At 34.5% G+C, this 15,665-nt stretch carries 11 protein-coding genes; 10 read left to right on the forward strand and 1 reads right to left on the reverse strand.

The window, feature by feature from the left end; translation table 11 throughout:
• Positions 1-73: 73 nt before the first annotated feature.
• The 5 genes from HALSAC_RS0113585 to HALSAC_RS0113605 all read left to right on the forward strand — a co-directional run bounded on the left by HALSAC_RS0113585 (position 74) and on the right by HALSAC_RS0113605 (position 7,771).
• Complete coding sequence (locus HALSAC_RS0113585) at positions 74-2,320, forward strand: amino acid permease (protein WP_027340721.1); 2,247 nt, start codon at positions 74-76, stop codon at positions 2,318-2,320.
• A 66-nt stretch (positions 2,321-2,386) separates the two neighbouring features.
• A complete protein-coding gene (locus HALSAC_RS0113590; RefSeq protein WP_027340722.1) occupies positions 2,387-3,340 on the forward strand; it encodes an aminoimidazole riboside kinase in 954 nt (317 codons plus the stop codon).
• A gap of 94 nt (positions 3,341-3,434) precedes the next feature.
• Entirely contained in the window at positions 3,435-4,445 is a 1,011-nt protein-coding gene (locus HALSAC_RS0113595; RefSeq protein WP_027340723.1) for a LacI family DNA-binding transcriptional regulator, read from the forward strand.
• A gap of 236 nt (positions 4,446-4,681) precedes the next feature.
• A complete protein-coding gene (locus tag HALSAC_RS16050; RefSeq protein WP_035571922.1) occupies positions 4,682-6,046 on the forward strand; it encodes a sucrose-specific PTS transporter subunit IIBC in 1,365 nt (454 codons plus the stop codon).
• A 255-nt stretch (positions 6,047-6,301) separates the two neighbouring features.
• Positions 6,302-7,771, forward strand: coding sequence for a glycoside hydrolase family 32 protein (locus tag HALSAC_RS0113605; protein ID WP_027340724.1), 1,470 nt, complete (start codon positions 6,302-6,304; stop codon positions 7,769-7,771).
• A 41-nt stretch (positions 7,772-7,812) separates the two neighbouring features.
• Here the strand turns inward: HALSAC_RS0113605 and HALSAC_RS0113610 are convergent, their stop codons facing one another.
• Positions 7,813-8,484, reverse strand: coding sequence for an HD domain-containing protein (locus tag HALSAC_RS0113610; RefSeq protein ID WP_027340725.1), 672 nt, complete (start codon positions 8,482-8,484; stop codon positions 7,813-7,815).
• Positions 8,485-8,753: 269 nt separating this feature from the next.
• On the opposite strand from HALSAC_RS0113610, the gene HALSAC_RS0113615 reads away from it, so the two are divergent.
• The 5 genes from HALSAC_RS0113615 to HALSAC_RS0113635 all read left to right on the forward strand — a co-directional run bounded on the left by HALSAC_RS0113615 (position 8,754) and on the right by HALSAC_RS0113635 (position 15,436).
• Positions 8,754-10,217 (forward strand): sodium-dependent transporter, encoded by a 1,464-nt coding sequence (locus HALSAC_RS0113615; protein WP_245579484.1) that lies wholly within the window; start codon positions 8,754-8,756, stop codon positions 10,215-10,217.
• A gap of 183 nt (positions 10,218-10,400) precedes the next feature.
• Positions 10,401-11,888 (forward strand): sodium/proline symporter PutP, encoded by a 1,488-nt coding sequence (gene putP, locus HALSAC_RS0113620; RefSeq protein ID WP_035571923.1) that lies wholly within the window; start codon positions 10,401-10,403, stop codon positions 11,886-11,888.
• 330 nt (positions 11,889-12,218) lie between these two features.
• Positions 12,219-12,935, forward strand: a complete 717-nt coding sequence (locus HALSAC_RS0113625) for a glycerophosphodiester phosphodiesterase (RefSeq protein ID WP_051412240.1) — start codon at positions 12,219-12,221, stop codon at positions 12,933-12,935.
• 159 nt (positions 12,936-13,094) lie between these two features.
• Positions 13,095-14,015: a biotin/lipoyl attachment domain-containing protein gene (locus HALSAC_RS0113630; RefSeq protein WP_027340729.1), complete on the forward strand. Its 921-nt coding sequence runs from the start codon at positions 13,095-13,097 to the stop codon at positions 14,013-14,015.
• A gap of 107 nt (positions 14,016-14,122) precedes the next feature.
• Positions 14,123-15,436, forward strand: coding sequence for a PhoH family protein (locus HALSAC_RS0113635; protein ID WP_027340730.1), 1,314 nt, complete (start codon positions 14,123-14,125; stop codon positions 15,434-15,436).
• Positions 15,437-15,665: the final 229 nt, after the last annotated feature.

A 15,665-nucleotide genomic window follows, 5' to 3' on the forward strand; every position in this document is an offset into this window, starting at 1 on the left:
AAAATCTTTAAATCTTCAAAGGCTAATTATTGACGTAATGGCACGAAACTGTCACTAGATAGGAGGTTTAGTAATGAAACAGAAGTTAGATAGAACTCTTGGGCTTTATTCTGCAATAACAATAAGTGTAGGTACGATGATTGGCTCGGCTATATTCGTTCTAGCTGGGACTTCCTTTGACTTGGCAGGGCCATCGGCTTCATTAGCTGTACTTTTAGCTGGTTTAGCTGCGGTGTTTACAGCATTCTCCTTTGCTGAATTGGTAACCTTTATCCCAACAGCTGGGGGTGGTTATGCTTATGTAAGGGATGCCACTGATAATGGGGTATTGGGCTTTATAACAGGTTGGGGATTTTGGCTAGGTTATGCTATGTCCTGTGGTTTATTTGCTCTTGGATTTGGTACTTTTTTAAATTATTTCTTTCCATTTATACCACCTATGATAGGTTCTTATCTTCTGATTGCCTATGTAACTTTTACCAATATAAAAGGGGTTGAAAATTCAGGGAAGTTACAAAATATTATTACTACTGGATTGATGGTTTTATTATCTGGATATATTGTTTATGGTTATTTTTATATGGATTTAGCTAAGCAGACTCCTTATTTTCCGAGGGGAATCTCAGGGACCTTCACGGCTATGGGGGTACTTTACATAACTTATATTGGATATGGATTAATTACCACAGCTAGTGAAGAGGTAATAGATCCAGAGAAGACGATTCCTAGGGCTATTATGATATCGTTGGCCCTTGTAACTTTTGTTAAGACTGCTGTATTTCTAATAGGTAGCTCGATAGTTAATTGGGAGAAGTTAATTCCTGCTTATACAGGCACCCCTATGATAGATACGGCCATAGAGATAGCTGGAAGTATGGGAGGATACCTATTTGCTCTAGCAGGAATATTGGCTACAGTCTCTTCTATTAATACGGCAATGATGGCCGCTTCAAGGACCTCCTTTGCTATGGCAAGAGATAAACATTTACCATCTTTATTTAAAAGCATTAGCCCAAAGACTAAAACTCCAGTCTTTTCTGTAATTGGAGCAGCATTTATTGTAATAATAGCAACGACTATACGAGATTTGGAGCATATATCAACAATTACAAGTATTTTCTCGTTGACAGGATATAGTTTTGTAAATGTGGCGGTAATTATATTCCGTACTAAGTTGCCGACAGTTAAAAGAGGTTTTAAGGTTCCCTTTTATCCTATAACACCGATATTAGGGGTTTTAGTTAATATATTTTTGGTATTTCAGCTAATGATAAGTGATCTTATGGCTTTGTTTGTTGCTCTTATTATTTTGATTTTAGGTATAATATATTACTATGTTGTTAAACCAAAATTAAAGGGAGCGCCTAAAGGGATTACTCCTCAACCAATTCCAAGTTTACAATTTAAGGCTAAAGATAAACGGCAGGAATTAGAAAAATGCTATAAGGTACTTTTACCTATTGCTTATCCGGATACTATACACCCTTTATTACACTTAAGTATAAATATTGCTAAATCTTATAAGGGTAGAACTATTCCTTTACATGTAATAGATGTCCCAGAGGTTATCCCGATAGATTCTCGCTATGGACAATTTAAAGATGAGATGAATATGTATGAAAATATCATTAGAAGCATCGATGATTTCGAAGAATGTAGTCAGTATATAGCAGAACCTTTATCAGTTATTTCAAGGAATGTAGTCCATGCAATAAAATCTACTATGAATGAGACTGAGGCTGATCTTCTGTTGATGGGTTGGCATAAGTCAGGGTTCTCTTATAAGATGTTAGGTGGGATTGTTCATAAAGTTCTTGAAGAGGTGCCAAAGACAATTGGTTTATTTAAAAGATCTAAGAGTAAAGAAGTAGATGGGGTTAAGAACATACTTTATCCCTACGGAGGAGGATATCACTCTCAAGCAACAGCCCAGATAATTAAGAGGATTGCTGAAGGCAGTGGTGCAAGTTTAACCTTTTATAGGGTAGTAGGTGAAGAAGTATCTAAAGGAGAGATTGAAGAAAAAAGAGAGATTATGTGTAAAGGTTTAGAGAACTTAGAGTTAGAAGGGGATGTTATTATAAAGAAAGCTCCTTCTATTGTAGAGGGTGTTATTGAGGAGTCAAAGGGATATGATTTAGTAGTCTTAGGGGCAAGTAGTGAATGGGGAATTAAAGGTTATATCACTGGATCTAAGACAGATCAGATTATGGATAAGATTGAATGTAATGGTCTTGTTATTAGAGGGCCAAAGACTCTGTTGCAGAGAAAGAGGGTTAGAGATATCTCAACTAGGGTAAAGGGGCGGATAGAGAAATAGAGTTGCACTTTTCACTATAACAATATATAATAACTAGTAAAATTAATAAGAAAGGTGGTATAAGTTATGAAGAAAGGTGTTATTACTTTAGGTGAGGCATTAATTGACTTCATTCCTTTGGATAAGGAGAATATGGAGTTTAAGAAGAATCCAGGAGGGGCACCTGCTAATGTAGCAGTAGGAATAAGTAGATTGGGTGCTAAATCTTCATTTATAGGTAAAGTCGGGAATGATCTCATGGGAAGATTTCTTAAAAAGGTGTTGGATGATGAAGGGGTAAAGACACAAAGTATGGTATTAACTGATGAAGCAAAGACTGGTCTCGTATTTGTAACCTTAGGTGAAGGTGGAGAGCGAAGTTTTGAGTTTTACATAGATCCTAGTGCAGATACTCTATTAAGAGAAGAGGATATCAATGAAAGTATCTTTAAAGAGAATAAGTTACTACACTTTGGTTCAATCTCTTTGATTCATCAACCTGCAGCTAGAGCTACCAGGTATGCTGTAGATAAGGCTAAAGAAGCAGGGATGTTAATATCTTATGATCCTAACCTAAGATTGAATCTATGGCCAGATGAGCAGAGGGCCAAAGATACTATTATCTCTATCTTAGATAAAGCAGATATATTAAAGGTATCTGAAGAAGAATTAGAATTTATCACAGGTATTAAAGATCTAGAAAAAGGTGTAAAGGTTTTAAGTGATGAATATAATGTTGATTTAATCTATGTCACCTTTGGTAGTAAAGGTTCTTATTATTACCATAATGGTGAATTGAACTTTATTCCTGCTATGAAGGTAGAGGCTGTAGATACAACAGGGGCAGGAGATGCTTTCGTTTCTGGAATTTTGTATAATATTAATGAGATCAACAAGGATTTAACTGAACTTAACAAGGAAGAGATGGACAATATAACTAGGTTTGCTGCTGTTTCTGGTGCCTTAGCTGCGTCTCAGAAGGGAGCTATGTCAGCTTTGCCAACTTTAGATAAAGTGGAAGATATATTAGAAGAAAAATAAATTTTTTCGTCAAAGACTTGACTTTTAAATATATCTTGGGTATAATTTTAACATAATCACTGGGAACGTTCCCAATAATCGAGGAGATGGAATCATGAGACTAACAATAAAAGATATAGCTAAGCTATCTGGAGTCTCAAAGTCCACAGTATCTCGAGTTATCAATGATGCAGATAGTGTCAGTGATAAAGCGCGAGAGAAGGTAGAAAAGGTAATAAAAGAGACAGGCTACGTACCTAATCACTTAGCAAAAGATTTAAAGAGAAATAAAACTAATACTATAGGTGTTGTCTTGCCAAAGATTAATACAAGTACCTTCTCATCAGCAGTAGAGGGAATCTGTAATGTGGTATATGCTAAGGGATATAATCTTCTATTAACAAATACAAGGTTAGATTTAAAAGAGGAGATTAAGCACCTTGACCTCTTAAAGAAGAAGAGGGTAAGTGGGATACTTTTCTTTGCTACTCAAGTAACTGATGCCCATAAGAAGGCTTTTGAAGATTTAAAGATTCCTGCAGTAATAATGGGCCAAGATACAAGTGGAGAGATTGACCTTCCTTGTATAATCCATAATGACTTTAATTCAGCTAAAGATATAGTAAACTTATTAATAGATAATGGTCACAAAGATATAGCCTATATTGGGATTGAGGAGAAGGATATAGCTGTTGGTAAGCTCAGAAGAGAAGGTTACCAAAAAGCTTTGGAAGAGAACTCATTGACTTTTAGAGAAGAGTATATCTACAGAGGAGATTTTAGCATAAAATCTGGTTATAATGGTATGCTGGTTATATTAGAAAGGGTTAAAGAAGTACCGACTGCATTATTTGCAGCTACCGACCGTTTAGCTATTGGCGCTATTAAAGCTCTTAATGAGAAGGGTTATAAGGTGCCTGAAGATATATCTGTAGTGGGTATTGGGGATGCTCAGATGAGTTCTTTAATAACACCACCTTTAACTACTGTTCGTTATGATCATTTGAAGGTAGGAGAGATTGCTTCAGAGATATTACTAAAGTCAATAAAAGAGGGGCAACTGCCTAAAGATAAGGTGATAATGGACTATCAGATTATTGAGAGAGAGAGTATGCAAAAAATATAGATGAAGATTGTGATCTATATTTTTTATTCTATTTGGGAACGTTCCCAAATAGAATAAAAAATATTTATATAGATATAGGTTCAAAATATTTATAAGATTATAAGAAATGATTTTGTGTTTTTAAGTTTACTCTAATAATAAAACAAGTTTTATTATTAGAAATAGAGGAAATGATAAGCTAATAAGAAAATAAGATCCTCTTTTATGTTATTTACTAAAAATGAGGAGGTAATAAAATGAATTATACTAAGATAGCCCAAGAGATTTTAGAAGCAATTGGTGGTATGGAGAATATTGATAGTGCAGCTCATTGTGCTACAAGGTTACGTTTGGTATTAAAGGATAATGATAAGGCAGACAAGGGTAAAGTAGAAAGTGTAGAAGGGGTTAAAGGAGCTTTTGTTAACTCGGGACAGTTTCAAATCATCATTGGACAGGGTGTAGTAAATAAGGTCTATGCAGAGCTTAAAAGATCTGGTGATGTTGAAGAGGCAAGCACTGGAGATGTAAAGAAGGCTGCGATGAAGAATTTAAATCCAGCCCAGCGTTTTGCTAGAACTCTATCCAATATCTTTGTTCCAATCATTCCAGCGATTGTTGCTAGTGGTTTATTGATGGGACTTTTAGGTATGATGAATACCTATGGGTGGGTAGACGCTGATAGTTCATTATTGATTTTACTGGATATGTTCTCTAATGCGGCCTTTGTATTCTTGCCAGTAATTGTTGCTTTCAGCGCTGCTAAGCAGTTTGAAGCTAACCCTTATCTGGCAGCAGTATTAGGTGGAATTATGATCCACCCGGCATTACAGAATGCTTGGACATTAGGTGCAGGTGTTGAACAGACCCTTGATCTATTTGGTTTTGAGATAGCTATGGTAGGATACCAAGGAACAGTACTTCCTATCTTGATTGCAGTTTGGATTATGGGGTATATAGAAAGAACAACTAGAAGGTATGTACCAAATGCTTTAGATATAATAATAACTCCTTTCGTAACTATCTTGGCAAGTGGATTTATATCTTTGATGGTTATTGGCCCTTTTGGTAGGTTACTTGGTGATGGAATTTCAATGGCTTTATTTACAATTTATGATACTGCAGGTGTTTTGGCAGGGTTAATCTTTGGTGGAGTCTATTCTTTAATAGTAATTACAGGGGTACACCATAGTTTTCATGCCTTTGAAGCAGAGCTTTTGAATAATGTTGGAAGAAACTTCTTATTGCCGATTTGGTCAATGGCAAATATAGCTCAAGGTGGGGCAGCTCTAGCAGTCTACTTTAAGACCAAGAGTACTAAGATGAAGGCGATAGCCTTACCAGCTGCTACCTCTTGTTTATTGGGGATTACTGAAGCTGCAATCTTTGGTGTTAACTTAAGGTTAGTTAAGCCCTTTATAGGAGCAATGATTGGTGGTGCCTTAGGTGGTGCTTATGTAGTTTTGACAAATGTAGGAATGACAGCTGTTGGACTTACTGCAATACCAGGTATAAGTATAGTTGAATCTGGAGGTATGATCAATTATCTAATCGGTTTCTTAATCGCCTTCGGTGGTGCTTTTGCATCGGTTTGGGCAATAGGATTTGACGATGTGAAATAAATTAAAAAAGGGGGCAAGCCCCCTTTTTTTCAATTTGAAAGAATATAAGTAATTAAGTGTCACTTTCGTGCCACTAGTAATGGGTAATGAGTGAAGAGTAATGAGTAAAGTCAAAATCTCAAGACCTCTTATAAGTCTTAGGTAACAAAGGGGTTTCTGTTTTTTTAAGGTTTTACCCATTACTCATTACTGATTACTCATCACCAGTAATAAAGTGACGCTTTATTACTATTAAACGAAAGAAAGGAGAAGGTTATGAAGAGAGACGAGATGTTGAGAGAAGCCAATAAGTATATAGAAGAGAATCGTGATAAGGTTAAGGATGGCTATTATAGACTGAAGTATCATATAATGCCACCAATTGGGTGGTTAAATGATCCTAATGGTTTTGTTCAATTTAAGGGAGAATACCATCTCTTTTATCAGTTTCATCCTTTCTCTGCAGAGAGTGGGCTCAAATATTGGGGTCATTATAAGAGTAAAGATCTGATTGATTGGGAAGAGCTTCCTGTAGCTCTTGCTCCAACTAAGTGTTATGAGTCCCATGGTTGCTATTCAGGTAGTGCAGTCGATAATGATGGTGAATTTACCCTTCTTTATACAGGTAATGTAAAGAATGATGGGGTTAGAAGTGCTTATCAAATTTTAGCTAGCAGTGAAGATGGTATTGAATTCAAGAAAGAAGATGATCCTGTTATTAAAGAGCAACCTGAGGGTTATACAGCCCACTTTAGAGATCCTAAGGTTTGGAAAGAAGGGGACTATTGGTATATGGTAATTGGAGCCCAAACTATAGAAGAAGAGGGAAGGGTTTTATTATATAGGTCTAAAGATCTAAAGTCTTGGGAATATATTAATATTATAGGTGGTAGTAATTATAATGGTTTTGGATATTTTGGTTATATGTGGGAGTGTCCAGATCTATTTTCGTTAAAAGGAAAGGATGTCTTAATTTTTTTACCCCAGGGATTAGAAGCTAAAGGTGATCTTTACAATAATATTTATCAGGCAGGTTATGTTATTGGTAATTTAGATTATAATTCTGGTGAGTATAGCTATGGTGAATTTATAGAGCTTGATAGAGGTTTTGACTTTTATGCTACTCAGACAACCTTAGATGATAAAGGTAGAAGGTTATTAATAGGATGGATGGGATTACCTGAAGAGGATCATAAATATATAGAGAGAGAAGAAGGCTGGATACACTCTATGACCATCCCTAGAGTTTTAGATTTAAAAAATAATAAACTTATACAGAAGCCTATTGAAGAGTTAAAGGAGTTAAGAAAGAATCATATTAGCTACAATGATATCATCCTTAACAATGAGGAAATGAATTTTGTTGAGGTTGAAGGGGATGTTGTAGAGTTGTTGGTCCATTTCGAAGAATGGAATGCTTCCTCCTTTGGACTTAAGGTCAGAAGATCAGAAGATGCTAAAGAGGAGACTTTAATAGAATATGACTCTGTAGGAGAGAAATTGATTTTAAGTAGAGAGAGATCTGGTAGAGGTGGTAAAGGAATTAGGAGAGTTCTATTAGAAGATATAAATAAGCTGAAACTACAGATATTTATAGATAGATCTTCAATTGAGATCTTTGTTAATGAAGGGGTAGAAGTATTTTCAGCTAGAATATACCCTGATAAAGAGAGTAAGGGTATATCTTTCTTTGCTAAAAGTGGAAAAGTTAAATTGAAGAAGGTAGAGAAGTGGGATTTAGATTAAGATAGTGGCACTTTCGTGCCGCAGTTGTTTGCTACTAGTTTCTAGTTATTAGCTATCAACTCTTCAAATAATCTATTAAAACGGTCTTTAGAAGCTAGGATAGCGGTTGATTCTTTGATTACCTCTTTTATCATCTCTTTACTTTCTTTTAGATAAAAGGAGTTATATAGGTATCCACCTTCACCGTATTTATCTCTTAGGTGATGGTAGATATCTTTCTGTTTAGCTTTAATATCTAAGTTAGGATAGAAGGAGTTGGAGTAATTCCATGCTCTAAGGATCATATCTCTTATTTCTAAGCCATCCATTCTATCGCTATCGGCGATTATTTTGCCGTAGATGCTAGGAGGATTATCTTTGGAAGAAGCGCGATGATAGAGGCATGCTTGGGCAATTATATCTATCTCTTTGAGAGTGAAGAAATCCTTTAGCTTCTGGTCCATATGAACTAACTTTTCAGAATAGATATGATGTCTCCTTCTGCTTTTATTAGGGTTGTATTTTAGATAACCAAGACCTAGGTCGTGGTATGAAGCTGCAGTAAATACTATATTTGGATCTGCATTGAAAGAAGTATTTAATTTTAAAGCAGAGCTTATTACATTGTATATATGTTTTTTGTTATGTGCTTTATCAAATTTCTTATATTGTGTGATTATATTATTTTCGATATATAACTTTAATTTTTTGTTGACATCTAAAACTGTAGTCATTTTATATAATCTCTCCTCCTGTTTTGATAGTATATAGATATTTTAACACCTTTCAGATAAAAATTAAAACTAAACAATAAATTTGTAATATTTAAAAAGGTTTACTTAATAATATACAGTCTAGAGTATGGACAAATTACTTGACATCTAAAGTAAAAGAGTTTATAATTAACCTAAATTATCACATATTATTCACATCAACGTTGATTAAAGGGTTAATTTGTCGTTTTTTAGTAGTTAGTAGTTAGTAGTGAGTAGAAGCGAAAAAAATGAGAAAATTGAAATTAAAAAGAGGAGTGAGAAGGATGGAGAATAGCTTGAATAATCGTGAAAATTGGACATCAAGACTTGGATTTATCTTAGCTGCTGCTGGATCGGCAGTAGGTTTAGGGAATATTTGGCGTTTCCCATATGTAGCGGGAACTAATGGTGGAGCAGTATTTTTGTTAATTTATTTAGTGGCTATTGTATTAATAGGTTATCCAGTAATGACAGCTGAGATGGCATTAGGAAGAAAGAGCCATAAGAACCCTGTTGGAGCTTTTAAAGCTATTGCTCCTAAAACACCATGGTGGTTGGTTGGTGGATTAGGTGTATTTACAGGTTTTGTTATTTTGAGTTATTATTCAGTTATTGGTGGATGGTCAATGGCTTATATTGGAAAATCAATCGCTGGTTTTGCTAGTGGGGCAGAATTTGATGTGATGTTTGTAGAGCATATTGGTAGTGCTGGTTCTACTTTGTTCTGGCATGCAGCTTTTATGGCAGTAACAGTAGGAATCATCAGTGCTGGTGTAGTTAAAGGAATTCAAAAAGCTGTAAAGGTTTTAATGCCGATATTATTTGTTTTATTATTACTATTGGTATTTCGTTCTATAAGCTTAGAAGGGGCATCTGCAGGTTTGGCATTTTATCTAACTCCAGATTTTAGTCAGATTACAACAGGAACTTTTAACGATGCTATTGCTCAAGCATTCTTTACATTAAGTTTAGGTATGGGAGCTATGATTACTTATGGTAGTTACTTGTCAGATAAGGACAGTATTAGTGACAGTGCCGGATTTGTAGTAGGTTTAGATACATTGATTGCTGTGTTAGCAGGTTTTGCTATCTTCCCAGCAGTATTTGCCTTAGGGTTAGATCCAGCTGCAGGACCAGGATTAACCTTTATTACTTTACCTGCTGTCTTTGCTGAGATGCCATTAGGTGGAATATTTGGATTCTTATTCTTTGTTTTATTGACAATTGCAGCTGTAACTTCATCTATCTCTTTACTTGAAGTAGTTGTGTCTTATATAGTTGATGAGCATAATTGGGATCGTAAGAAAGCTTCAGCTATTGTTGGTGGAATTATTTTTGTAGTAGGAATACCACCTTTATTAAGTTATAGTGTTCTTTCTGATGTTAGTTTCTTAGGAATGGATATTTTAGACACTTATGATTGGTTTGCTAATGATATCTTTTTGCCTTTAGGTGGTTTGTTAACAGCAATATTCGCTGGTTATGTTTGGGGAACTAAAAATACATCAGAAGAAATAGGTAAAAATACAAAAGGTAAATTTGGTTATTTAATTTCTGGTCTTATAGTTCCTTTTAATAAGGAAAAAGGAGAAGAGAGTGCAGAAGCTAGTAAAAAGGTTTATTTAGTTAATTGGTTTGAGATAATGCTTAAGTACTTTATACCAGTTGCAATTGCTATAGTTATGTTTGCTGGTATTATAGATAAATTTTAATTTTAGAATATAATTTTATTAGACAACAAAGAAGTTCTCCTTAGAGTCAAGGAGAACTTCTTTAATTTAAATTACTTGAATAATATAGTGCATAACGTAAAGTTTATAATTATAAGTTTTTTTGAATAAAAACTTACTTTATGGTATTATAGTCTAAGATTAAGATAATGAGGAGTGAGTAGGATGATACAAACGCAAACTTTAGTTACATTTTTGGTCTACTTCATCTTTTTGATGGGGGTAGGGCTTTATTTCTATAAGAAAACAACAAATGTTGAAGATTATTTATTAGGTGGTCGTGGTATGGGAAGTTGGGTTACAGCCCTTTCAGCCCAAGCTAGTGATATGAGTGGTTGGCTTCTTATGGGATTACCTGGGGCAGTTTATTTAGGAGGAGTAGAACAATCTTGGATTGCAATTGGGTTATTTATAGGTACAGCTTTAAACTGGAAGTTTGTCTCCCCTAGATTGAGGGTTTATACAGGCAAGACCGATTCGATGACCTTACCCTCATTTTTTGAAGACAGGTTTAAAGATCCAACTGGTCTTTTGAGGATTATAAGTGCACTTATAACACTTATATTTTTTACAATATATTCATCTTCAGGTTTGGTAGCGTCGGGAATATTGTTTGAATCTATGTTTGGAATGAATTACACGTTAGCTGTAGTTATAGGGGCAGTTATAATTATTTTGTATACCTTCTTAGGTGGATTTTTGGCTGTTTGCTGGACAGATCTCTTCCAAGGTATATTAATGTTCTTTGCTATTATTATAGTACCAGCATTAGCTTATAATTCAGTTGGAGGTATGGAGGCTATAAGTGAAGCTATGTTAGCAAATGAGATATCGACTTCTTTATTTGGTAATGGAAATTTCTCTTTGTTAGCTACTATCTCTACCTTGGCATGGGGTCTTGGTTACTTTGGTCAACCTCATATCCTTGCTAGGTTTATGAGTATCGATTCGATTAAGAAGATACCAAAGTCTATGACTATTGCTATAGTTTGGGTCTTTATCTCTCTTATTGGGGCAGTATTTGTAGGGTTAATCTCTATTCCTATGTTCCCGCAGATTGCAGATAGTGAGAGGGTTTTTATTGAGATGATCGCTTATATCTTCAATCCTTGGGTAGGAGGAATTTTACTGGCAGCAATATTATCTGCTATTATGTCAACAATAGATTCGCAGCTTTTGGTTTCTTCATCTACTTTAACTGAGGATTTCTATAGCAAGGTAATCAAAAAAGAGGCTACAGAAAAGGAGCTTATGCATGTAGGAAGAATCTGTGTTCTTTTAATCTCTATAGTAGCTTTATTTTTAGCTTTAAATCCAGATAATACAGTCTTGGGACTAGTTGCTTATGCTTGGGGTGGCTTTGGTGCAGCCTTTGGCCCGATAGTTCTTTTTGCCCTGTTTTCCAAGAAGACTACTTGGAAATCTGCTTTAGCAGGGATGATAACAGGAACACTTGTCTTAGTTATTTGGAAGCAGGTAGGCTTAGATGCCCATCTTTATGAGATAGTGCCTGGGTTTATAGCTAATATATTGGTCATTTATACAATGAACTTCTTTATTGTAGATGATAATGAGGAGATACTAGAGGAGTTTAATCAAGTAGAAGAAGCTGTTAAAGCAGGAGAGGTTATCAGTGGAGATATAACAGTTTAATATTTTGATATAAAAAAGATAGTTATCGCTTAGGTGATAGCTATCTTTTTTTATATGGGGATATTGTTTTATAGTAATAAAGCGTAGCTTTATTACTGGTGATGAGTAATCAGTAATGGGTAAAACCTTAAGAAAACAGAAACCCCTTTGTTCCCTAAGACTTATAAGAGGTTTTGAGATTTTTGACTTTACTCATTACTCTTCACTCATTACCCATTACTAGTGGCACGAAAGTGCCACTTTATTACTATAAATGCTTGCGTTAATATTATAGCAAAATCAAATAAATGGTATTATAATCTATATAAATAGATAGTAAAGGGGAGATGGATGAAGATGATCAAGATAGGGCATCGAGGAGCTTCAGGGATTGCACCAGAGAATACTAGAAGTGCTTTTCTTAAAGCAATAGAGTTAGGAATGGATATGGTAGAGTTGGATGTGCAGTTATCTAAAGATGAAGAATTAATTGTTTTTCATGATAAAGATTTAAAGAGGATGGCTGGGGTTAAGCGGACTGTAAATTCAATGGACTTATTAGATTTAAAAGCTTTAGATATTGGAAGTAGTTTTGGAGATGAATTCAAAGGAGAAAGAATAATGACTTTAAAAGAGGTTATTGAACTAGCAAAAGAAAAGTTGAGTTTAAATATTGAGATCAAGGAAATGGGTAGAAAAAGAAAGTTGGTAGTTAAGAAGGTGATAGATCTTTTGGAAGAGGAAGATTTTAAGAGTGAGGTTATTATATCTTCTTTTAATAAAAAGCTTTTAAATATGGCTAGATCTATGGATAAAGATATTAGTTTAGCCTTGATCTTTTCCTCCTCAAGAGTTAAAGCTTTAAAGATTAGTCAAGAGCTAAAACTTCAGGCTGTACATCCTCATCACTCGATATTAACAGAGGGAAAGGTTAAAGGTTATAAGGGTTTAGGGCTAATGGTTAATACTTGGACGGTTAATGATAAAGAAAAAGCAGATGAACTTTGTGGGTGGGGAGTTGATGGAATTATGACAGATTTCCCAAAAATATTCAAAAATGAGGAATAACTCAATGTAAGATTTAAGTAAATATAAATAACAAGGATATAAGACCAGTAAATGAATTTTCTATAATATTTCAAAAAATATGTAGGGATTATAGTGATGGAAGGAGAATTATATAAATATAGATAGATTTAAAATTTTTATAAAGTAAGGTAGGTTCTTATGAGAGATTATGGAAGAAAAACTAGTTATATTGAGAAGCCAAGCCCTAAAAAGTATAATTTGAACTCCTTTATTATAGTCGTAATGGGTCTTATAGTTCTTTCTTTATTAGTTATATTGGCAGTTAACTTTTTTGGATACCATTCGACTAGATTGATCACCACATCCTATGGAAGGGTTAGGGATGAATTTAATACTAAAGGAATATTAATTAGGGATGAAGAGGTAACTTTAGCTTCAAAGGGAGGTATAGTCAAACTGCATCTGGAGGAAGGTAGGAGGGTTAGTATAGGAAACCATATTGCTACAATTGAAGACGCTGGAGAAAATGTCGATCTATATAATTATAGGTCTGGTCTTTTAAGTTATAAAGTTGATGGTTTAGAATCAACTTTAAGGATGGAGGAGAGAGAGAAATTAGATTATTCTAGGTTTAATAGTTTAAAAGGAAAGTCTAACCCGATAAGAGATGGTGACAAGGTAAATATCGGTCGACCAATTTTTAAAATTGTTGATAATTTCAAGTTCTATTTGGCAGTTCTTTTACCTCAAGAGCAATTATCAAAGTATGAGGTTGGAACAGGTGTTGAAATTTTATTTTCAGAAGTAGAAGGTCAATATTTTAGAGCTAAGGTAGATAAAATAATACCTGATAATCCCCAGAACATTATGTTGATAGAGATAAGGAGATATATCCCAGAACTCTTAAATTTACGAAAGACTGAGGTCAAAGTAGTTAGAAGGCAATATCATGGTATTGTTATACCCAATTCTGCTTTAATTGAAAATAAAGATAAAATAGGAGTTTTGGTAAATGGATATACTAAGAATTACTTTAGAGAAGTTGAAGTGATTGGAGAGGTAGGAGAGAAGGCTATTATTAAGGGGATAGGACCAGGTTTTGATATCTTTGTTAACTAGTTGGATATTATTTCAAAAAGTATGTTTTCTAAGGTAGAGACAGGTATTGTCTGATATATGATCTTTTATCGGATTTACCTGTTAATATAAAAAGAGGGGGAATAGCTATGAGAAAAATTTACCTGTTGGATACAAATGTTATTTTACATGACCCAAGGGCAATCTTTTCATTTGAAGACAACCTTGTTATTATTCCTATGGTTGTAATTGAGGAGGTAGACGATCAAAAGAAGAGACAAGATTCAGTAGGTAGAAATGCTAGATTATTCTCCAGGTATCTGGATGGATTAAGAAAAAAAGGCAAGTTATCAGAAGGTGTAGAATTAGAATCTTCTGGTCTTGTAAGGATTGAGTCTGAATATGAAAAAGATTTTTCAGAAGGCCTTGATGTAAATAAAGCTGATAACAAGATATTAGCTACAGCTTTATATCTTCAAAGAAGTCAGGACTATTCAGTTATATTGGTATCTAAGGATATAAATATGAGAATTAAATCTGATGCTATTGATATAAAAGCGGAAGATTATGAGACTGATGCTGTAAATGTTGATGAACTTTATTCTGGTCTTTTAAATTTGAAAGTTTCACCAGCTAAGATTGATAAATTCTTTAAAACTAAGAATTTATCATTAGAAGAATTAGGCTTGGAAGAGGAATTACACCCAAATCAATATGTTAATTTAGAGGATGAATTTGGAGGATCACAATCTGCTTTATGTCGGTATGATATGGTTCGTAAATCTTTGGTTCCTCTTATATTTGATAAGAAAGAGGTTTGGGGGATTAGCCCTCGAAATCGCGAACAGAAATGTGCTTTTGAATTGCTTTTAAATGATAATATTAAGTTGGTGACTTTAGTTGGTAAGGCAGGGACCGGAAAGACTTTGTTGGCTTTGGCAGCCGGTCTGCAAAAGGTTGTTGAAGAGAAGGAGTATAAGAAGTTGATAGTTACAAGGCCTATCGTTCCAATGGGCAATGACCTTGGTTATCTTCCAGGGGATAAAGATGAAAAGTTGGCCCCTTGGATGAAGCCTATCTTTGACAATATGGAATTTTTAGTAGGTGGTAATGATAATGATGGTGGGAATCCAGTTGCTGATCTGAAAGCGATGAATCTAATTGAGATGGAAGCTATCACTTATATACGAGGCAGGAGTATTCCAGATCAATTTATTATTGTCGATGAAGCCCAGAATTTAACTCCTCATGAGTTAAAGACCATTATAACTAGAGCTGGAGAGAATAGTAAGATTATTCTAACTGGTGATCCATATCAGATAGATCACCCTTACCTAGATAGTAATAGTAATGGCTTGACTTATGTAGTTGAGCGTTTGAAGGATAAAAAGTTGTTTGGTCATATGACTCTAAATAAAGGTGAAAGATCTAAATTAGCTGAATTAGCTGCAAGTTGTCTATAAGCTACACTAGTTATCAGTTTTTAGTTATCGGCCAAAGGTCTTAAGAACTTCAAGATCGTGATTTTAGTTAACGGTTGACCTGTGAGTTTTAAATCTTCGGTTTCAAAGTCTAAACTCTTCGTGGGAAGCCATTAAAAATTATTTATGACAAAAGACATTGGCTGATAGCTGACTATTTGATTAATATATTACTTCAAGTTGGATTTTTACATACCAAGTTTAAATTAAG

The sequence above is a fragment of the Halonatronum saccharophilum DSM 13868 genome, from assembly GCF_000517025.1.
Taxonomy (GTDB): Bacteria; Bacillota; Halanaerobiia; order Halobacteroidales; family Halobacteroidaceae; genus Halonatronum; species Halonatronum saccharophilum.

Bases quoted from the DNA above. Each gene is read 5' to 3' on its own strand.
- HALSAC_RS0113585 (WP_027340721.1), top strand. From the start codon at position 74: ATGAAACAGAAGTTAGATAGAACTCTTGGGCTTTATTCTGCAATAACA.
- HALSAC_RS0113590 (WP_027340722.1), top strand. From the start codon at position 2,387: ATGAAGAAAGGTGTTATTACTTTAGGTGAGGCATTAATTGACTTCATT.
- HALSAC_RS0113595 (WP_027340723.1), top strand. From the start codon at position 3,435: ATGAGACTAACAATAAAAGATATAGCTAAGCTATCTGGAGTCTCAAAG.
- HALSAC_RS16050 (WP_035571922.1), top strand. From the start codon at position 4,682: ATGAATTATACTAAGATAGCCCAAGAGATTTTAGAAGCAATTGGTGGT.
- HALSAC_RS0113605 (WP_027340724.1), top strand. From the start codon at position 6,302: ATGAAGAGAGACGAGATGTTGAGAGAAGCCAATAAGTATATAGAAGAG.
- HALSAC_RS0113610 (WP_027340725.1), bottom strand. From the start codon at position 8,484: ATGACTACAGTTTTAGATGTCAACAAAAAATTAAAGTTATATATCGAA.
- HALSAC_RS0113615 (WP_245579484.1), top strand. From the start codon at position 8,754: ATGAGAAAATTGAAATTAAAAAGAGGAGTGAGAAGGATGGAGAATAGC.
- putP (WP_035571923.1), top strand. From the start codon at position 10,401: ATGATACAAACGCAAACTTTAGTTACATTTTTGGTCTACTTCATCTTT.
- HALSAC_RS0113625 (WP_051412240.1), top strand. From the start codon at position 12,219: ATGAAGATGATCAAGATAGGGCATCGAGGAGCTTCAGGGATTGCACCA.
- HALSAC_RS0113630 (WP_027340729.1), top strand. From the start codon at position 13,095: ATGAGAGATTATGGAAGAAAAACTAGTTATATTGAGAAGCCAAGCCCT.
- HALSAC_RS0113635 (WP_027340730.1), top strand. From the start codon at position 14,123: ATGAGAAAAATTTACCTGTTGGATACAAATGTTATTTTACATGACCCA.